At 49.6% G+C, this 19,236-nt stretch carries 25 protein-coding genes; 13 read left to right on the top strand and 12 right to left on the bottom strand.

Translation table 11 applies throughout. The features are described from left to right. The first annotated feature begins 5 nt into the window (after positions 1–5). The 10 genes from fliS to BLS03_RS05380 all read left to right on the top strand — a co-directional run bounded on the left by fliS (position 6) and on the right by BLS03_RS05380 (position 7,165). On the top strand, positions 6–392 hold the full coding sequence (fliS, locus tag BLS03_RS05335) for a flagellar export chaperone FliS (RefSeq protein WP_093270446.1): 387 nt from the start codon (positions 6–8) through the stop codon (positions 390–392). Then, complete coding sequence (locus tag BLS03_RS05340; RefSeq protein ID WP_093270449.1) at positions 376–693, top strand: LafD; 318 nt, start codon at positions 376–378, stop codon at positions 691–693. Before fliS ends, BLS03_RS05340 begins: the two co-directional genes overlap by 17 nt. Before the next feature lie 2 nt (positions 694–695). After that, a complete protein-coding gene (locus BLS03_RS05345; RefSeq protein WP_245696596.1) occupies positions 696–1,811 on the top strand; it encodes a flagellar hook-length control protein FliK in 1,116 nt (371 codons plus the stop codon). A gap of 19 nt (positions 1,812–1,830) precedes the next feature. Then, entirely contained in the window at positions 1,831–2,322 is a 492-nt protein-coding gene (locus tag BLS03_RS05350; protein ID WP_093270451.1) for a flagellar basal body-associated FliL family protein, read from the top strand. Positions 2,323–2,340: 18 nt separating this feature from the next. After that, entirely contained in the window at positions 2,341–3,069 is a 729-nt protein-coding gene (locus BLS03_RS05355; RefSeq protein WP_093270454.1) for a FliA/WhiG family RNA polymerase sigma factor, read from the top strand. A gap of 11 nt (positions 3,070–3,080) precedes the next feature. Next, complete coding sequence (gene motA / locus BLS03_RS05360) at positions 3,081–3,938, top strand: flagellar motor stator protein MotA (protein WP_093270457.1); 858 nt, start codon at positions 3,081–3,083, stop codon at positions 3,936–3,938. Further along, a complete protein-coding gene (locus BLS03_RS05365; protein ID WP_093270460.1) occupies positions 3,938–4,900 on the top strand; it encodes a flagellar motor protein MotB in 963 nt (320 codons plus the stop codon). Before motA ends, BLS03_RS05365 begins: the two co-directional genes overlap by 1 nt. 154 nt (positions 4,901–5,054) lie before the next feature. Beyond that, entirely contained in the window at positions 5,055–5,348 is a 294-nt protein-coding gene (locus BLS03_RS05370; protein WP_093270463.1) for a hypothetical protein, read from the top strand. A gap of 151 nt (positions 5,349–5,499) precedes the next feature. Continuing rightward, the gene (locus BLS03_RS25890) at positions 5,500–6,243 is read left to right on the top strand and encodes a hypothetical protein (protein ID WP_176765524.1); all 744 of its coding nucleotides are present in this window, start codon (positions 5,500–5,502) and stop codon (positions 6,241–6,243) included. A gap of 409 nt (positions 6,244–6,652) precedes the next feature. After that, positions 6,653–7,165, top strand: a complete 513-nt coding sequence (locus BLS03_RS05380) for a copper resistance protein NlpE (RefSeq protein ID WP_093270466.1) — start codon at positions 6,653–6,655, stop codon at positions 7,163–7,165. Positions 7,166–7,253: 88 nt separating this feature from the next. Here the strand turns inward: BLS03_RS05380 and BLS03_RS05385 are convergent, their stop codons facing one another. The 12 genes from BLS03_RS05385 to flgB are packed head-to-tail and all read right to left on the bottom strand — an operon-like array spanning position 7,254 to position 17,378. Continuing rightward, positions 7,254–8,294, bottom strand: coding sequence for a flagellin (locus tag BLS03_RS05385; protein WP_093270469.1), 1,041 nt, complete (start codon positions 8,292–8,294; stop codon positions 7,254–7,256). Positions 8,295–8,342: 48 nt separating this feature from the next. After that, positions 8,343–9,242: a flagellar hook-associated protein FlgL gene (gene flgL / locus BLS03_RS05390; RefSeq protein WP_093270472.1), complete on the bottom strand. Its 900-nt coding sequence runs from the start codon at positions 9,240–9,242 to the stop codon at positions 8,343–8,345. Positions 9,243–9,266: 24 nt separating this feature from the next. Continuing rightward, on the bottom strand, positions 9,267–10,640 hold the full coding sequence (gene flgK / locus BLS03_RS05395) for a flagellar hook-associated protein FlgK (protein WP_093270475.1): 1,374 nt from the start codon (positions 10,638–10,640) through the stop codon (positions 9,267–9,269). A gap of 3 nt (positions 10,641–10,643) precedes the next feature. After that, complete coding sequence (locus tag BLS03_RS05400; RefSeq protein ID WP_093270478.1) at positions 10,644–11,180, bottom strand: rod-binding protein; 537 nt, start codon at positions 11,178–11,180, stop codon at positions 10,644–10,646. An 11-nt stretch (positions 11,181–11,191) separates the two neighbouring features. Continuing rightward, positions 11,192–12,316, bottom strand: coding sequence for a flagellar basal body P-ring protein FlgI (locus BLS03_RS05405; RefSeq protein WP_176765525.1), 1,125 nt, complete (start codon positions 12,314–12,316; stop codon positions 11,192–11,194). After that, the gene (flgH, locus tag BLS03_RS05410; RefSeq protein WP_093270484.1) at positions 12,316–13,083 is read right to left on the bottom strand and encodes a flagellar basal body L-ring protein FlgH; all 768 of its coding nucleotides are present in this window, start codon (positions 13,081–13,083) and stop codon (positions 12,316–12,318) included. Before flgH ends, BLS03_RS05405 begins: the two co-directional genes overlap by 1 nt. A 29-nt stretch (positions 13,084–13,112) precedes the next feature. Then, positions 13,113–13,898, bottom strand: a complete 786-nt coding sequence (gene flgG / locus BLS03_RS05415; RefSeq protein ID WP_093270487.1) for a flagellar basal-body rod protein FlgG — start codon at positions 13,896–13,898, stop codon at positions 13,113–13,115. A 25-nt stretch (positions 13,899–13,923) separates the two neighbouring features. Beyond that, positions 13,924–14,655, bottom strand: coding sequence for a flagellar basal-body rod protein FlgF (gene flgF / locus BLS03_RS05420; RefSeq protein WP_093270490.1), 732 nt, complete (start codon positions 14,653–14,655; stop codon positions 13,924–13,926). 11 nt (positions 14,656–14,666) lie between these two features. After that, positions 14,667–15,863 (bottom strand): flagellar hook protein FlgE, encoded by a 1,197-nt coding sequence (gene flgE, locus BLS03_RS05425; protein WP_093270493.1) that lies wholly within the window; start codon positions 15,861–15,863, stop codon positions 14,667–14,669. Positions 15,864–15,889: 26 nt separating this feature from the next. Further along, positions 15,890–16,576: a flagellar hook assembly protein FlgD gene (flgD, locus tag BLS03_RS05430; RefSeq protein WP_093270496.1), complete on the bottom strand. Its 687-nt coding sequence runs from the start codon at positions 16,574–16,576 to the stop codon at positions 15,890–15,892. A 2-nt stretch (positions 16,577–16,578) separates the two neighbouring features. Further along, positions 16,579–17,013 (bottom strand): flagellar basal body rod protein FlgC, encoded by a 435-nt coding sequence (gene flgC, locus BLS03_RS05435; RefSeq protein ID WP_093270499.1) that lies wholly within the window; start codon positions 17,011–17,013, stop codon positions 16,579–16,581. A 2-nt stretch (positions 17,014–17,015) separates the two neighbouring features. Continuing rightward, positions 17,016–17,378 carry a flagellar basal body rod protein FlgB gene (flgB, locus tag BLS03_RS05440; protein ID WP_093270502.1) on the bottom strand — a complete coding sequence of 121 codons (363 nt, stop codon included), beginning with the start codon at positions 17,376–17,378 and terminating at the stop codon, positions 17,016–17,018. Positions 17,379–17,539: 161 nt separating this feature from the next. On the opposite strand from flgB, the gene flgA reads away from it, so the two are divergent. The 3 genes from flgA (at position 17,540) to BLS03_RS05455 (ending at position 19,233) form a co-directional block, all read left to right on the top strand. Continuing rightward, positions 17,540–18,256: a flagellar basal body P-ring formation chaperone FlgA gene (gene flgA, locus BLS03_RS05445; RefSeq protein WP_245696599.1), complete on the top strand. Its 717-nt coding sequence runs from the start codon at positions 17,540–17,542 to the stop codon at positions 18,254–18,256. Between the two features lie 183 nt (positions 18,257–18,439). Next, complete coding sequence (gene flgM, locus BLS03_RS05450) at positions 18,440–18,724, top strand: flagellar biosynthesis anti-sigma factor FlgM (protein ID WP_093270504.1); 285 nt, start codon at positions 18,440–18,442, stop codon at positions 18,722–18,724. 68 nt (positions 18,725–18,792) lie between these two features. Next, entirely contained in the window at positions 18,793–19,233 is a 441-nt protein-coding gene (locus BLS03_RS05455) for a flagellar protein FlgN (RefSeq protein WP_093270507.1), read from the top strand. The last annotated feature ends 3 nt before the right edge of the window (positions 19,234–19,236 follow it).

Genomic DNA, 19,236 nt, shown 5'->3' on the forward strand with positions numbered 1-19,236 from the left:
TTCTTATGTTAATGGACTCAGGCTACGACTCTTACCAACAAATCGACCTCGATGCACAGGCCGCTGCCGCCAACCCGCATCAATTGGTCGTGATGCTTATCAATGGCCTATTAGATGAAATCGAACGTATTCGTGGACACATGAGTGCTGGCCGCCTGGCCGAGAAAGGCGCGTCGATCAACAAATGTATGAACATTTTAATTGGTCTGGACAGCGCCCTTGATGAGGAAAATGGCGGTGAAATCGCCGAAAGCCTCCATCAGCTGTACGAGTTTTGTCAGGTAGAACTGTACCAAGCGAGTGTTCAAAACAGCAACGAACGTCTGACGAATGTGGAACAAGTCATGACCAACATACGAGAAGGATGGATGAATTTTGGCAACTACGCATAAAAAGGTATCGCCTGAGCGATTCCGCCACCTAGCAAGGCGGATACAAATAGCAACCAAACTGCAAGATTGGAAAGCCCTGCAGCGCTACGACATGGAACTTCGTGAGCTATTAGAAAGCCAAAAGACGTTCTTTGAAGACCCACTGCTAGCGCCAGAAATCGCGCGCACCAAGGCGGTCCATGAAGCCGCTTATCGCTACCTTGAGCACGCCACGGCCGAGCTTAAGGGCGAGATTGAGCTGGTCAGTGCCCAGCAAGAGCGTGCACTGGCGTACCAGCTCGCGACCACCATGGGGTATTAATTATGGTTCAAGCCACCCTACTGACGACGCCGCCTGCAAAGACGGCGTCGGCTTCTCAAGACAGCGCGAAAGTGCAACAAGCACGTTCGACCAAAACCGACGGTGCAGAGAAAAGCCAAGACGACGACCAAAAATTCACTTTGGCAAGCAAAGATGCAACCAACGCCAAGCACAGTGACCCTGCGCAAAGCGCCGATGCCGTCAAAGCTCAAGCGGACGGTCAAGACGCTAAGCAAGATGATGAGTCGACCCTAGATGAAGTGATGGCACTGATTGCCTCTTTGACTGCCAATCACGAAGCGGCGCAGCAACCTCTCAAAACCTCAGCGGTGAGCGGCGAAGCGGCGGCGCTTAACGGCCTTGGTGCAAACGGTAAATTTGACGCACTCGCCAAACTGCAAGCCGGCGCGCAAGACAATCCATTTGCCAGCCAAGGCTCCGCCAGTTCGTCGCTGACCGATAGCAAAATCAATAGCCAAAACTTGCTCGCTCAGTTGCAAGCCAGCGCCAAACTTGACGGTGCGCCGCTGGATAAAAACTTGGTCAAGCTTGCTTCGGCGCAAGAAGGCAGCCCACTCAATAGCGCAAGCCTAAGTGCTTTGATGGCCAGTTCGCCAAATAGCAACACCACGGCGCAGCCCGGTTTGCATACCAATCCAGCGGCGATGACCACGGGTAGCGAATGGGCAAGCATGCGCCTCGATACTAGCGCTGGTAAATGGGGCGAGCAGATGCTGCAAGTCCTTCAAGACAGAGTCACCTTACAAGCTCAGCAGAATCTTCAAGAAGCCAAGATTCGTCTCGACCCGCCTGAGCTTGGCAAGTTGGATTTGATGGTTCGCGTGGAAGGCGATCGCTTAAGTGTGCAGATCCACAGCAACACGGCGGTGACTCGCGAAGCACTGATGCAGATTTCTGACCGTTTGCGCTCGGAATTACAAAACCAAAACTTCATGCATGTGGATGTCAACGTCAGCTCCGGTGATGGCGGACGCGGCGATCAACCCTCTTCTCAAGACGAGGAGCCAACCACCATTTTCGCCTCGCGCGGCAATGATAACGGCATCGATGCACTCTCTTCATCTCAATCTGAGCACTGGCTCAATACGCAAGCTTAATGCATAACGAGGAAAAGGCATGACTAAACAGCAACTTACCGTCATTTTTGTGGTGATGATTCTCACCAGCGCGCTCGTCTCAGCGGGAACGATTTTTGGCGGTGCTTGGTACTTAAAGAACTCAGCAGCCGAAGACCCATCCGGTAATGCGTCTTCGCTGATGTCTTTCTTTAGCAGTAGTTCTGATGAAAGCAAAACGCCTAGCTTTTTGCCACTGGATAAGGTCGTGCTCAGCGTGAAAGGTAAGAAACAGAATCACTTTGTGATGATTGAACTTGCCATTGAAACGCGTCACCCAGAAAAAATCGAAAACTTAGACAACTACACCCCTTTGATTCGTAACGCGCTTTTACGTCTATTCAACAACAAAAGTTACGAATCATTGAACAAAGAAGGGGCCGTCGACAGTTTAGAAAACGAAGTAAAACAGACCGTTTTACTCGCATTTGAAAAAACCGACATCGTTCGTGAGATTGATGACGTGCTGCTGACCAAATACGTGGTTCAGTAATCAAAAGGAATGGCTCATATGTTGGATATTCATTATCAAGAAGGCTATGACGTGGAGGCGGAAATTCAGTCTCCTAGTATGCCTATCGATGAAAATAAGCTGCTGATGCAGCACCAAAAATTAGTAAAACGGGTTGTCAACCAACTTCGAGCTCATGCCACCACGCATTGTAGCGTTGCAGACATGCAACAGATAGGTTTAATCGGTCTGCTTGAGGCAGGCCGCCGCTATGGCAACGTGGAAGATCCAAACTTCCCGGCCTTTGCGGTTTGCCGTATTCGCGGCTCTATTCTGGATGAACTGCGTCGCCTTGACTGGCGATCGCGCAAAACGCGCCAGCAAGCTCATGAACTCAACGACGTCACACGCGACTTAACTCGCAAGCTCGGTCGTCAACCAAACGACAACGAAATTATCGAAGCGCTGGGCACTGACCAGCAAGACTACTATTCACGGCTTAAGGCGTCACTAGCAGGCGATATGCAAAGCCTCGATCAATTGATTGAAAATGGTTCAGAGACTCATGTCGATGGCCAGTATGACGGCATCAATCACGAGTCAATTCGACGTAGTTTGGAAAAAGCCCTCAACAAATTATCAAAGCGCGACCAGCTGTTGATTACGCTGTTTTATCAACACGAACTCAACTTGCATGAGATAGCGATGGTACTGGATTTAACTCCGCCGCGTATCTGTCAGCTGCACAAACAAGCGCTCAAACAACTTAATCAATATTTATCCTCTTAGGAGCTATTTTCATGCAAAAGTTTCTCGGTGTTATCATCGTTTTAGGCTGTGTATTCGGTGGTTACCTCTGGGCCGGAGGCAAATTGATTGCCATGTGGCAGCCAGCGGAGCTCCTGATCATTGCCGGCGCAGCTCTTGGTTCACTTATCATCGGTAACCCACCTCAAGTTCTCAAAGAAATGCGCAAACAGCTGCGCGCTCTGTTGTCGCAACCGAAAAATGAAAAAGAGTACTACATGGAGCTGATGGGCTTGATGCAAGTGCTACTGGAAACGGTTCGCAGCGGTGGTTTTAAGTCCCTTGACCGTCATATCGAAGATCCAGAACAAAGCCCAGTGTTTGCCCGTTATCCGATGATCAAAGATGATCAGCGCCTAGTTTCCTTTGTTGCCGACAATTTGCGTTTAATGGCAATGGGCCAGATGTCGCCTCATGAACTTGAAGGTTTGCTAGAGCAAGAGATTGAAGCGATTCAATCGGACTTGATGCTCCCAGCCCAATCTATGCAACGTACCGGTGAAGCCCTACCTGGCTTTGGTATCTTGGCAGCGGTTGGCGGCATCATCATCACCATGCAGTCTATCGACGGTTCCATCGCTCTGATCGGTTACCACGTTGCAGCGGCATTGGTGGGCACATTTATCGGTATCTTTGGTTGTTACTGCTGTCTTGACCCTGCAAGTAATGCCATGGCACAGCGCGTGAAACGTAACATGTCTGCGTACGAATGTGTGCGCGCGACCTTGGTTGCGTATGTGGCGAAAAAGCCGACTCTGCTCTCGATTGACGCTGGACGTAAACACATTCAGCTGGATATCAAGCCAACCTTCGATGAAATGGAAAAATGGTTAGCTGATCAGGAGTCCTAATGCAAAAGCAAGAACACATTGTTTTTAAGCGCTCAAGCAAGAAACATGAAGAGGCGCATCATGGCGGCGCATGGAAAGTCGCCTTTGCCGATTTCATGATCGCCCTAATGGCGCTGTTTCTTGTGCTGTGGATTATGCAAGTGGTAAATAAGGAAGAGCGCAAAGCAATCATGGCCAATATGTACAGCGCCAGTGTGTTTGACAGCAGCTATGGTAACCCATTTGATTCCAACCCAAGCATTACGCCAATCGACCTGGCCTCTGAGTCATCAGTGCAAAGCCGTGACGATTCAACCCATGTGGTCACTTCATTTTTTGACGGCGACGGCGACGGGCCTGAAACTAACTCACTGATTCCGGGTAAATTTGATACTCAGGAGCGGTTAGCAGCGTTGGCTAAGCTGATTGATGATTTGATGAAACAGATTAACGCACAAGGTAATGTGCTGGTATCGGTCACACCGCAGGGGCTGCGTATTGTGCTGCAAGACGATTACAAACAGCATATGTTTGGTCGCGGGGGCACGGAAATGACGCCGTTCTTTGAAGATCTACTAATGGCACTGGCGCCAGTATTCCAACGCGTTGATAACCCAATCATCATCAGCGGACATACCGACGCGACCCCTTTTAGTAAAGAATACAGTCGCCGTTCGAACTGGGATTTATCCACCAACCGTGCCAACGTCGCAAGGGAAACCCTAGTCGAAGGTGGTATGCCTCAAGATCGCGTGCTGCAAGTCACGGGGATGTCGGACCGAGCACTGCTCAATCCAGACGATCCCGATGGCAGTGAGAACCGCCGTATCGAGCTGTTTGTGCTCACCACGCCAGCGGCGGATATGTTAGAGAATTTGTTTGGAAATCAACAAGACACTGAACTTGCCAAAGCAAAGGACAAGGCCGAATTTAACCAGCCTGTCATTCGCCAAGAACCCAGCGAGGATCCAGCTGTCCATTAAGGTGTTCTATTGGTCATCGCATCTATTGACACTTGGATAAGATGATTAGGGCAGCTTGAGCTCTCAAGCTGCCTGCAATAGAGCTAAGGTAATTAAATCACGCGCCATTATGAAAATGGCCTAGTTCCTTTATCCAAACAACGATGAGCTTGCTATGTCTTTTCCCCACCCTTATGCCGTGAATAGTCATGACGACATTTTAAAGAAAGCGTTTTTGTGGCTTATTGTTATCGACTATTTAATCTTGGCACTGTTTCTGTCACGCCTACCGATGTTATCGCTCAACGCGGGCACTGTGGTCAGCGGCCTTGTTCTGTTTTACAACATTCTGCTGGGCTTTTTGTGCTTTAGTCGCACTACCCGTAATGAGTCGTACATTATCTACCCGACAATTTCCGCCACATTATTGGCATTCATCTGTTTCTTGTATTTTTTCTTCCTGGTTTAATCAGATCAAAATCCTTTCCTTTCAATAAATAACAATTACCTGACACCAACCTGTAATGCATGACATTTTTTTGACGCTTATACGGTAAACAGCGCCGATAATATACGCAACAGAACACAGTGATTAGATCACATTGAAAGGATCCCTTTTTATGAACAAGCACATTTTCACGCTTTCAGCACTGGCTGCAGCACTTATGCTATCGGGTTGTGACAAAGCTTCTAACGACCAACACGCAAACGAAGTTAAAGCAGCAGCACAAGATGCCGCGCAAAAAGTTGACAAAGAGACTAAAGATCTTGCAACTATGACTTCTGACGCTGCTGACTCAGTGAAAGAATCAGCCAAGGAAATGGGCAACGACATCAGCGAAGCCACTGGTGACGCTGTTGATGCAACAAAAGAAATGGCAAGCGACGCGGGTGATGCAATGAGTGATGCCGGCGATGCGGTTGCAGATACTGCATCTGACGCCTACGACGCAACTGCAGATGCTGCTAAAGATGCGGGTAACGCGGTTGCTGACACCACTTCTGACGCCGTTGATGCAACGAAAGAAATGGCGAGCGATGCGGGTGATGCAATGAGCGATGCTGGCGACGCTGTCGCTGACACAGCTTCTGATGCATACGATGCAACTGCAGACGCGGCAAAAGACGCAGGTGACGCGGTAGCTGATACTGCTTCTGACGCTTACGATGCAACTGCAGACGCTGCAAAAGACGCAGGCGACGCGGTATCTGATACGGCTTCTGACGCTTACGATGCAACTGCAGACGCGGCAAAAGATGCAGCAAGCAACGCTGCTGATGCAACCAATGAAGTGGCACAAGACGCTTCAAAAAGTGCTCAAGAGCTAGCAGACGAAGCGGCAGCGAAAGCACAAGAGAAGTAAGCACTTCCTTTTGCAAGTTAACTTTTGCTCGCGACGAACGACCTTCGCTGTGCGTTTAAGTTAATCATATAGGCAAGGCATACAACGCCTTGCCTTTTTGCTTTTTTGTTACTGTCGAGTACAACCTTTACACGACGGGTAACTTGACGACAGCGACTCCCCCACCGCTATCAGCCAATCTGATTAAAACTCGTCAACGAATGAAACAAGCCAGCATATTGCTGGCTTTTTTTTGAACAAACGTCAACCTTATGCAATAACTTACACGCTTCTGACAGCCAGTCCCATCACCCTAACCATTGACTGACTATTTATCCATCGATTTACCTAATACTGAACTCATACCAAGGAGTTAGTCCTAAAGGCTGACACTTAAACTGCGCGAATGTGCACGCTATAGGGAGTTCTTATGAATCAGTCATTCTTTGCAATCTTCGCTCTGGCACTTGTTCTGGTCGGCTGCGATCTCGACAACCATGATTTTGACGATGGACCGCTGCCGCCATTACCCAGCCGTGAGGCTCATTACGAAACGCCGCCTGGGCCAAACACTTTGAGCAACGATAGCGCATCAACAGATGCGCCGAGCGAGATGTCAGCAAATATGGGGCCAAGCAGCCAGCACGGGGTTTATCAAGGCACACTGCCGTGCGGCGATTGCAGCGGCATCGACACTACCCTAACCCTAAATTTAAATGACACCTATGTGATTCAAAAAATTTATATCGGCAGCGACCGCTCGCCGGTGATCACCAGCGGCAGCGTCAGTTGGAGTGATGATGGCAATGTGTTGCAACTTTCCGGTGAAGACCAATTGCAAAATCGCTATTTTGTCAGCAATCATCAACTGACCTTGCTCGACCTCGACAGTCATGCTCCCCACGCGGATGAACTTAAATACCAATTGGTGCAACTGCCCTAAGCTTACAAACAATAACAGCACGTTGTTTTTAAACGCACAAAAAAGCCCAAATCATGATTTGGGCTTTTTTGATTGATGATTGACGAGATTATTTGAGTAGCGCCACCACCGAATGACGACGCAAGTTAGCCTGAGCATTAAGCGCTTTATAGGTTGAGGTGAACTGCGTTGATGCATCGGCAAAACCGTCCAACGCTTGGTTAACTTCATCGGTGCTCAGCACCTTGCCTTGGCTTTGCAAGTTGTCCATTTTGACGTTTAAATCGCTGTGGAACTCACGCGCTTGTTCTAAGCTCTTTTGTACTTGCTGCAGATGCTGGTTCACTCTGGCGATGGTGCGTTTAATCCCATCGCGCGAGGCGAGATTAAACCCCAGCTCAGAAATGCCTTCCGGCTGTGGCTTGACATTGAATGCGTTAGCTTGCCCGGCTGGAAAACGGTGCCCTTCACCGGTCACCCACACTTTGTTTTGCATCTGTTTGTAAGCACGTTCGGTAGTTTCAAACACAACCGAGCCGTCATCATGCAAACTAGCGCGCATGCCAAGTGGAATCAAAATACGGTCTATCTGTTTGATCAGACGCTGACCATCGGATTGACCGTCAAACTGAATCATCACCGAGCGCCCTTGAGGAAAATCCAAGCGAATTTGCTCGGGCTTTTCCGGCAGACGATTGACATTCAAGCCCGGAACGATAAATCGGCGCGTATCGGCGCTATCCAATTTTACGTTGAGCTCGTTATCGATCACTCGTTTGCCATCGTAACGGGCATTGTTGAGCTCATTTAAAATGCGGCCTTTTGATTGGTCGAGTCGCTCGCCGAGCTCTTGTACCGGTACGTCTCCTTGAGTCAGCGCCTGCGACAACGCGCGCTTAATATGGCTCAGCTCTTTACCGACAAATTGCAGCGCTTTATTGGCGATCTGCACTTCAGTGGCATTTTGCTGGCCTTGCGAGAGCATGATGCTGGAAACAGAGTAAGACGAAGGCGGCAGTGCGCGGCCTTTACTTGCCGACGGCGCGGGACGAATCGCAGATTCAGTAGAACGAGCAGAAGTAATGACGGGCTGTTCCTGGCCCGTTAATTTAATACTATGCGGTCTGACTTCAACCGTGCTCAATGCCATATGAAAAATTCCTTTAGTTTCTTACCATCACCACAGTGATATGAGCGGTTATAAGCGGTCAAACAGCGACAGGTCGTCGATTTTCACATAGCTGGCTTGGGTCGCTTTGAGAGCGGCCATGTAATTATTCAGACGAACCGACGCTTCAGCGTAATCCAACGCCGAAAGATCGCTGGTTAGCTTATCGACGAACAATTTGTTGTCGCCGTGCGCACTGTCCATCAAATCCAAGTTGTTGTGACGACCGCCCATCTCTGTGATGGCCATAAGCACATTATTCATGGTGCCGTCGACACTGTGCAATGCTTGTTCGACTTTAGGTCGAAAATTTGGGGTCGGGCTTTGAAATTCCGCAACCAATCCATCGATCATGTTAAAAACATCGTTAGCGCCATCAAGGTCAAGGATGTCTTTTGCGGTCATGTTCGATTCCATGGTCACGCCCTTAGCGACTGTAACCACCCGTTTGTCACCATTGCCTTCCACCACGTATTGGCCGTTTTTGATCACCAAAGGTGGCTGGTCACTTTTGGTACCTGAAAACAGGTAGTGACCTTCTTCATCTTGAGCATTAAACGCCGCTTGCATTGCATCACGAAGGCTAACCAGTTCAGTCACAATGCCTTGGCGCGCTTCTGGGTCCATGGTGCCGTTTGAGCCCCAAAGCACCAGTTCACGCATGTGCTTTAAGCTTTCATTGACTGAGTCAAGGTACACTTCTTGGCTCGATAACGTGGTATTGACGTTGGCAATATTGGCTTTGTATTGAGAAATCGCGCTGCCTTCTCGATCAAGGTTGAGCAGTTTGATGGTCGACATCGGATCGTCTGACAACTTGGTAAGGCGATCACCGGTTGCCATCTCCTGCATCACTTTGCCAAGCCCGGCATTATTGTGATCGAGACTTTGCAGCATGGTCTTACTAAATTGCGTATCGCTGATTCTCATGATGGGTCCTTAAATGCTGAGGCCTTAAAATAGCTGCAAAACAGTGTCAAACAGGCGATTGGCGGTGCTGATGACTTTCATGTTGGCATCGTGCGCTTTTGAAAACGTCATCAAGTTTGCCGCTTCTTCATCGCTGTTCACCGCTGAGATGTTGTCGCGCGCTGCGACCGCTTGTTCATCCATAGCGTTCTTCGCTTGATAGTCCGATTCCGCCTGACGACCGCGAATTGCGGTTTCACCCACAATCGCAGTAAACGCGTCGTTGAGCGACATATTGCCAAAACGACCAACGCCAACCGGGCGGTTACTTAGCGTAATCAATTTTGCCAACACATCACTGTTACCCGGGTTACCGTCGCCAGACAGTGCAAGCTGCTCTGGAGTGATATCAGTAATATCCAAACTCTGTGATGGATGTGCCGGGTCGTACTTAAACAGTGGCGTCCCTTTTTGGCGATTTAAATCCAAACCTTTAGCCAACTCGCCATTAAACATGTCGGCAAGGCCTGCAGCCATGTCATCAAGGGCATTCATATACGGTTTAAGCACTTCATTTTGGTAATCGTTGATCGCGCCAAGACCACCACCTAGCGCGTTAGGCACGGCAAAAGTCTGCTTATCGAAATCGACTTCCATCTGCGCCAGATACGAATCGTCATCACGCGGTACCGCTCGAAGCGTGCCGTACTCGCCGCCAATCACCAGCGGTTGACCAGAAACCAACGTCACCTGAGTGGTACCATCGTGTTGGTCCGAAGTTTTAATTTCGACCAGTTCAGACAGTTGGTGAATCAAGTTATCACGCTTATCTAAAAGCTGCGCTGGGTTACCGCCCGTGCCGCTGGTTTCAGCGATCTGCTTGTTCACATCCGCGATATTAATCAGCAAGGTATTGGCATTGGCGACCGCCGCATTACGCTGGTCATGCATATCTTTATGCTGACTATAAAGCGCTTGAGTCAGCGTATTGAAACGGCGTGCAATCGCTTCCGATTCATTACGAATTTGTTGACGCAGCGGCACCGACTCCGGCTTTGACGTCGCATCGTGCAACGCCGCATACAAAGAATCGAGACCGGCGGAAATACTGAATCCGTCAGCGCCAAGGGTGTTTTCCATTTGGCTCATGTTGGTGGTGTAGTGAGAGGCGTACGAAGACGAACTCTTAGTTGACCACATTTGTTTCACCAAAAACTGGTCGGTCACACGGCGTATGTTTGACACTTTCACCCCCGCACCTGGATCGAGATTATCGTCTTTCACGCCGCCCACCGTCGCCATCATCGCCTGCTGGCGCGTGTAGCCATCGGTGTTAACGTTTGAAACGTTTTGCGCTGTAACGTCCAACGCGACTCGGTTGGCATTTAAGCCAGATAGCCCAATATTGACCAAATTCATTGGTTACAGCTCCATTTTCCTAATCAGTGGCTGGGCAAATGCAGTCGAATTGATTGCCCCAGACGCCTTATTAGATAAGGTGACCACTTGCTCGGTTGCGTTAACATTATTTGCCAGCAAGTCACCAGCTTGTGACTTGCGTTCCAGCGCAGTCTGATTAAATGCATCTTGCGCTGGAATCACATTGCTCGCCTGCTCCATACCAGTATCTTGCACGTTTGGACTCAGCTGCTTGACCAACATGTCGGCAATGCCTGAACTCTGTTTTTTGGCCATTTCCATCGCAAGCTGACCGTCGTACATGTCGCGAAACACGCCTTGTTGCTGGCTAGAGAAAGGGCTGTCTTTATCCGCGATAGCATCACTACCGGCACGCATGCGGCGCAACACCAACTGCAAAAACATCGCTTCAAATTGTCCGGCAACGGTTTTCAGCGCTTGATGCTGGTCAGCGGCGTGCTTGATGTTCTCAAGGCCTTTGTTGTCTTGATACAACAGAGAGTTCAACTGCGCCGGGTTATTCACACCATCTAAATTCATTTGTGTCTCCTTTAGATCACAACCAGTTCAGCGTTGAGCGCGCCAGCTTGATGCAGCGCTTGCAAAATCGACATTAAATCGGTCGGTGTTGCACCTAAACTGTTGACGGCATTAACGATAGTGTCGAGCTCAGTGCCAAGCGGCCACACCATCATTTTGGCTTGTTCTTCTTCAATCCCAATTTGGCTGCGCGGCACCACTGTCGTCTGTCCGCCGCTCATTGGATTGGGTTGGCTGACCTGCGGCGTTTCGGTAATGCGCACCGTCAAGTTGCCATGGCTAACTGCCGCCTCACCGATTTTGACGTTTTTGCCGATCACAATCGTGCCGGTGCGGGCATTAAATACCACCCGTGCAGGTTTACGCCCCTCCACCACTTTCATGTCTTCAAGCATCGACATCATGACCACACGCTGCTGAGTATCCTCAGGTGCGCGCATTTCAACGCGCGATTGGTTAATCGCGGTTGCGACGTTTGGCCCAAAGGTATTGTTGATTTCACGGGCAATGTTTTTCGCCGTGGTAAAGCTTGGCTTACGTAAGTTCAGAGTCACCGTCGGGCGCTGGTTGAAATCCGATGCGATCTCTTTTTCCAGCGTCGCCCCGCCCGGCACGCGCCCGGCGGTGGTGATGTTAATCGACACACTTGAGCCACTTTGCCCTTGCGCGGAAACGCCGCCAATCACCACGTTACCCTGGGCAACCGCGTACACTTCGCCATCGATACCGCGCAGTGGCGTCAATAACAGCGTACCGCCGCGCAAACTTTTGGCATCACCAATTGATGACACCACAACATCGAGTTTTTGGCCAAGGCCGGCCATAGGATCAACCGTTGCGGTGACACTGACCGATGCCACGTTACGCAGTTTCGGGTCAGTATTAGCGTCGAGTTGTACGCCGAATTGGCGCAGCATGTTGGTCACCGACTGTGAAGTAAATTTCACTTGGTTACGGTCGCCGTTGCCCGCAAGGCCAACCACCAAACCGTAGCCGACCAATTGGTTTTCGCGAATCCCTTGAACGTCAACCAAGTCCATAATCGGAATCTCAACTTCCGCTGCTTTGGCGGTGTTAAGAAAACACGCCGATAGAATCAGCAGTACTGTTGAGTAAAAAGAGAGTGTAGATTTCATTAAAAAGGCATCCATCGGCTTTTAAAGAATTTGGTGAGCCAGCCAGAAGAGTTCCGTTCAGCCAAGCCGCCGCGACCAGAATAGGTAATGCGAGCATCACCCACACGCTGAGACAGAACCTGATTTTGACGGTCGATGTCTTCAGAACGCACATAGCCGGTTAAGCGCAGATACTCATCCCCTTGGGTCAAGTGAATCCACTTTTCACCATTGATGCGCAGCAAACCATTGGGCAACACTTCGTGAACCGTCACCGTAATGGTGGCATCCAGTGTCGCGCCCTGTTTACTGCTTTCACTGCCGCCAGTGCTCAAACTGCCATCTGCAGACGCCGCCATTTTATCCAGCGATTTACCGATAAATTCCGGCTCGCCGACATCGAGATTGACTGATTTATCCAACTGGGCATCAGCGTTTTTGCTGGCTTGAGTCTCTTCAGAGAGCTTGACGGTTAACATATCGCCGACGCGGTAAGCGCGACGATCTTGAAACAACGTCATGTTGTATTTAGGACGATATAAGCTGCCCGCTTTGGGCTGAGGTACTTGGAACGTCAAATCCGGCGGCGCAAAACGCGGGTCACCCGGATACGGCAAACGCTCTTCATCGGTCGACGGCAACACAGGTTTGCTGGTATCAACATCCCCCATGAGCGTAGATTTTGGCTCAGTTCGATGCGTTGCTTCCGGCGGAAAAAATGGCGGACGACCGATGCACCCTGTCAGGAGCAAGGCTATCACCACCCATCCTCTCGAAAGCCACAGCATACTTCTATCCTTCTTGAACATGACTATCCTTACATCGACTGGGCGACAAACTTGAGCATGTCATCCGCCGCTGAAACCACTTTGGCGTTCATTTCATAAGCGCGTTGAGTGGTGATCATATCCACCATCTCTTCCACCACGGCCACATTCGACCCTTCAAGGGTACCTTGCTTGATTGCGCCAGCACCGTCAGTGCCTGCAATCAGTTCATCCGCCGGGCCGCTGGATGCAGTTTCGCGGTACAAGTTACCGCCAAGTGCTTCAAGACCGGCTGGGTTGATGAATTTTGCCAAGGTGATTTGGCCAATTTGCTGCGGTGCTGGGTCATCGGCGGTGGTGATGCTAACGGTGCCGTCAGTACCGACAGAAATAGAATGAGCATTGTCAGGAATCTGAATCTGTGGCTGCAGCGGCAAACCTTGCGCGTTAACCATCAAACCTTCAGAGTTGACCTGAAACTGGCCGTTACGGGTGTACATGATCTGGCCGTCGGAGTTTTCAATTTGGAAAAAACCTTGGCCCATGACGGCTAAATCCAAGTCTTGACTGGTGTTTTGAGTGTTACCTTGAGTGAACACTTTTTCCGTGCCGACGACGCGCACACCACTACCCAGTTGAACACCAGTAGGTAACTGGTTAACTTGGTCAACCTGAGCGCCGGGCTGGCGCTGAATGCTATAAAACAAGTCTTCGAAAACCACACGGTCACGTTTAAAACCGACCGTGTTGACGTTTGCCAGGTTGTTTGAGATTGCCGTCATTTTCGAATCTTGAGCGGCCATCCCCGTTTTACTGACCCAAAGTGCTGAGTGCATGTGTTCTCCTTACGTAAGCGGTCGCTTAACTCGCGCTCATCATTTTGTTACCGGCTTGCGCCAAGCTTTCTGCCGCCTTCATCATGCGTACTTGCATTTCGAAATTGCGGGTTAGAGACATGACATTGAGTAGCTCATCAATGGCTGATACGTTACTGCCTTCAATGTGCTCAGGTGCCACTTGCACCGTTTCATCGGCTTCCAGCGGCGCGCCGTTAACCGGATGAAGCAAGCTGTCACTCTCTTTTTGCAGTTGGTTGATTTCAGGACGAACCAATTTGATCGCGCCCACTTCCACTTCCGCACCGCCACCCGGTGGGGTAATCGAAATGCGGCCGCGTTCGCTGACTTCAACTTTTTGATATTCCGGCAGCACCATAGGGCCGTTTTCGCCTACCAGTGCAAAACCGTTGATGCTCAGCGCACCATTGACGTCCACCGCGATGTTACCCGCGCGGGTATAGGCTTCCTGACCATCTGGAGTTTCCACGGCAATAAAGCCGTCGCCAAGAATGGCGACGTCAAGCGGACGACCGGTTTTGGTAATGTCACCGGAATCAAAACGCGTGGTAGCCGAGTTGGTGACCACCATAGTGCGGCCATCAAACCCAGACCCTTGCAGCGGCACACTTTTCAACCTTTCCATATCTGCGCGAAAACCTGCGGTATCGGCGTTGGATAAGTTGTTTGAGTGCACTTGCTGCGCCTTTAATACGCGGCTTGCGCCAGAGGTTGCGGTGTATAAAAAGCTATCCATAAACCGTCTCGTTAAATCGCGTTAAACAGCGCTTGGGTCAATTTGTCTTCCGTAGAAATCGACTTCGCGTTGGCTTGGTAGTTACGTTGCGTGGTCATCAAGCTCACGAGCTCACTGGTCAAATCCACGTTTGAACTTTCCAGTGCACCTGGGGTGAGGTCGCCAAGTGTACCGGTACTTGGAGCGCCAACAATCGGTGCGCCTGATGAGTAGCTTTGAGTCCACGCCGTACCGCTCACTTTGCCAAGACCTTGCGGATTAGCGAAGTTGGCAAGTACAACCTGACCTTGCAGTTGAGATTCACCATTGGTGTAAGTGGCGTAAAGCATGCCATTACCTTCAATACGAATACCGGCTAAGTCACCCGCGGTATAACCGTTCGGATTGTTAGTGCTAACACCAAACTCAGCGCCAAACTGAGTACTGCCATCGATGCTAACGGCAATATTCATGTCTTCTGCGCCAGCTGCAGGGAAGCTCACTTCATAAGAGCCTTGTGGCGATGCGAGTGAACCGTCTTCGTTAAATTCCACGTCTTGAGTTGTTACAGGGCTGGTTGAACCGTCGACTTGAACGTTCACTTCCCAGGTGTTTGGCGCGGTTTTGGTGAAGTATTGCGTTACGGTGTGAGTGTTACCGAGTGAGTCATACACTTGTGAGGTGTAAGAAGAGTTGAACGAGTTAGGATCGTTTGGATTAAACGGGTTCGCCACTTGGTTCACTTCTTGAGCACTGGCGTCAAAGTTAGCCACAAAACCCAAACGGTCTGTTGCGCGCGCATTAAGTGACGCGGTGTTAAGCTTAAGGTCAGTCACTGCGCCGCTTTGCAGATTATTGTCTCCATCGACGTTGTAACCTTGCATTTTGGCGCCAGTGTCGTTGACGATGAAATTGTCTTTATCTTTATTTAACGCACCAGAGCGTGAGTACAACACTTCGCCCGAGCTGCCTTTAGTGATAAAGAAGCCTTTACCGTTGATCGCCACGTCAAGTGAACGACCAGTCCCGGTAATTGAGCCGGTTTTATCAAAGTTCTGAGTGATACCAGACACTTCCACGCCGCCCGGCTGAAAACCGTTGTACACCGCCGAAAATTCGGTACGCGCGCCGCGATAACCTGTGGTCGCCGAGTTGGCAATGTTGTGACTGATGGTGTTCAGTTCAGTGTTGGTTGCGTCCAATCCACTGAGAGCAATATTAAAACTCATAATTAACCTCTAACTTCCTTAAACGATTAAGCACCGAATTGGGCGATATTGTAGAAAGGCACGCTTCCCACACCTTGAATATTGACCAGCGTTGAACCTGCGTTCGAGCCGCTACTTGGCACTTGAACTTGCTCAACTTTGCCTGACAGCATGATTTTCGGCTGGGGCTGGTTCTCTGCGGTTTCAACCGACACTTGGTATTTACCAGGGCTAAGACCGAGTTTTTTCGGGTCGATAGCAAAATCGACATCCCCGGCTTTGTGCGGGCCAAGCGCCACTTTGGTGGATTGGCCGTACTGATCTTGAACCAACAGATTCAATTGGCTGGCATCTTGGTCGAGCTCGACTTTGCCGCTTTGCGGTGAACTGCCAAGATCGAAATCGTTACCCGCAACATACACGGTTTGACCGACCAAGCCCGCGGTTGACAGCACTTGCATGTTATCAAGACGCACATTGCTGTTTTGCAGCATGGAAGACATGTTCTCCATGCTTTCCACTTGAGAGAATTGCGCCAATTGGCTGACATACTGAGTCCCGTCCATCGGGTTCAGTGGGTCTTGGTTTTGAATCTGCGCCACCATCAAGCTGATGAATTCATTTTTCATCGACTCTTTGCTGTTTTTGTCATCTGCCGCATTGGCTTTAACTTGCGGTGCCGCGTTTGCGGTTGTGGTGGTATCCGCAGTTTTGGCGCTAAGTTGATCTATCATGGTTAACTTCCTTGTCCGAGACGAAGCAGGCCTTGTTGCATGCTTTTCACATTGGCCAATACTTCCGCATTGGTTTCAAAACTGCGGGTGGCCGACATCATATCGGCCATTTCCGCCACCACGTCGATGTCTGGGTAATAGACATAGCCGTCGTTATCGGCAAGTGGGTTATGAGGTTCAAAGCGCTTTTCCGCTTTGCCTTTAGACTGCACAACGTCTAGCACGCGAACTTCCGCACCCGGATAAGCATTGTCACTCGCCGCCAACTGTGTCTTGTTATAGACAGTGGCAAACACCGGCTTGAGCGCCTTATACGCATCGTCGGCGTTAGCGGAAACCGCATCGGCGTTAGCCAAGTTACTGGCAACGGTGTTAAGGCGAACGGTTTGGGCCGTCATCGCTGAACCCGCAATCGAATAAATATCGGTAAAAGGCATTGTTAACGTCCTTCAATCGCTTTAGATAAGCCGTTGAATTTCATATTGAGAAATGTCAGGCTAGTTTGAAAGTCCATGTTGTTTTGCGTGAACTTGGCTTGTTCGACGCCCAGTTCAACCGTGTTTCCCGTTTTGCTGTTTTGATATGGAATCGAATATTTAGACGATATCTGCAAACTGGGAACGGCGGGATTCACGCCCTTAGTCGCTAATTCGTTCATCACAGTGTCAAAGCTTAAATCCCTCGCGAGGTACCCAGGTGTATCGACATTTGCTAGGTTACTGGCGAGGACTTTGGTACGCTGAACGCGAAAATTTAGCGCGTCGGGGTGGACACCTAACGCATTTTCAAAATTAATCGCCATTTCGTCATTCCTTATCATTCGGCGTAGAGACTAGATGAATTAAACAAGATACATGCCATAAATAAAGGTGACTAAATTCAATGACTTACAAAAGAACAAGGAAGCCAAACTTCCGCTCTACGGAAGCAAAAAATGTGAAGAGGAAAGCGCTAAGGTTTCCGATGATTGGTCGACTGATGATGCTGGTCATGCTGCTGGTAAGTCAGCACGTCAGCGCGCAAGATAAGATGACTGAACAGGCGATAGAGCAAGTGGTGCGCGCGTCATTGGATAAAGAAATTGCCGAGATGGCCAAGTTTCGTCAATGGCCGAAATATCACGCTGAATACGAGTTTTGGGTACCGGGCTCTGCCAAACACTTACCCGCATGCCAAGTGCCTTTAGACGTGTCAGGGCGAGATAACCAAAGTATGCCCGTGGGCCACCTAAAACGTTTAGTGAGCTGCAATCAAAGCCAGTCGGCGTGGAAAATCAATGTCACCGTCAAATCGGCCATTACCATGCCTGTGGTGGTCGCCAAAAGCGTGATTCGCCGCGGTGAAACCGTCAACATCAATGCTCTGCAACTGGTCACCAAAACCTTGAAACACGAATCGTCAGTCTTTACTCGCCTCTCCCAAGCGGCCGGGAGAGAAGCGCGACGCCAAGTGCGTACCGGTCAAATTCTCAGCCCGGTATTTATCGTCGCGCCTGATTGGGTGGAGAAAGGCAACGAAGTGGTGGTGATCGCAGCGCAAAATGGCTTTGAAGCCAGCACTAAAGGTATCGCTTTAGAAAACGGCAGCGAAGGCGATCAAATTGAAGTACAAAACAGTAGTTCGCAAAAGGTAATTCGCGCCGTCGTCACTGGTGTCAATGAGGTTCACACTCAGTTTTGAGGGATTTTTTAAAATTTGACTGCGGTTATCATTTTTGGTTTTTAGCGCTCGAAATTTAACCCTTGGTCGGTGTAATAATAAAAATAATAAACTTTCGCATGAAATCCCTTTATTCCATTTAATATTGTTAATACCCAAGTCGTTTATTAATGGTAACAATGGCTCAATTAAGTAAGACGACAGATGAAAATTGACAAAGTTTCGGGCGGACACGTCCCTCAAACCAGTTTCAGCCAGTCTAGCAGTACAGTGCGAAGTGCCCCGGAATTAAAAGCGGTGCCCAAAGCGACTATGACCGCAAATACCGCGGCGATCGAGCGAGCGCAAGCCGAGATGGCCAAGCTTCCGGATGTGGATATGGCGAAAGTTGAAAAAGTCAAAGACGCATTGGTAAAAGGCGAAATTAAACTCGATACCAAGGCGCTCTCCCATGCCATCATGCAGTTCCATACTGGGCATGAATCGTAACACTCTACTCACTAAAAACCGCGTAACCTTACGCGGTTTTTAGTCATAACGACCAATTGGAGGGGACAATGAACGCAAACAAAACGCAATTAGCGCAGCAGTTTGTTGGCACGATACGAGCAGATATTCAACGCTATCAACAACTCGCGCAACTGCTTAAAGCTCAAAAACCCCTTTATTTGCAATTTGACGGCGCGGCATTAGACGCAAATTTAAACCAGCTTAACCCTTTGCTTGAAGAACTTAACCAATCGGCAGCCACTCGCAGCAACTGCATGAAAATGCTTAATTTGCCAGTGAATGAGCAAGGGGCAAATCGTCTACTTAATGCCCTACCCGCACCGATTAAGCCCGGCATTCTAAAACAGTGGGCGAAACTGCAAAGCCTGATTCAGCATTGCCAGCAATTAAATCACGATAATGGCCAAAGCTCTGCCTCTTTCCATGAGTTGATGAAGCAGATTTTCCAACCAGAACAGCACACCTATCAAGAGCTTAACGCTTGGTAAGGG

This window comes from Vibrio xiamenensis (assembly GCF_900100015.1).
Taxonomy (GTDB): Bacteria; Pseudomonadota; Gammaproteobacteria; order Enterobacterales; family Vibrionaceae; genus Vibrio; species Vibrio xiamenensis.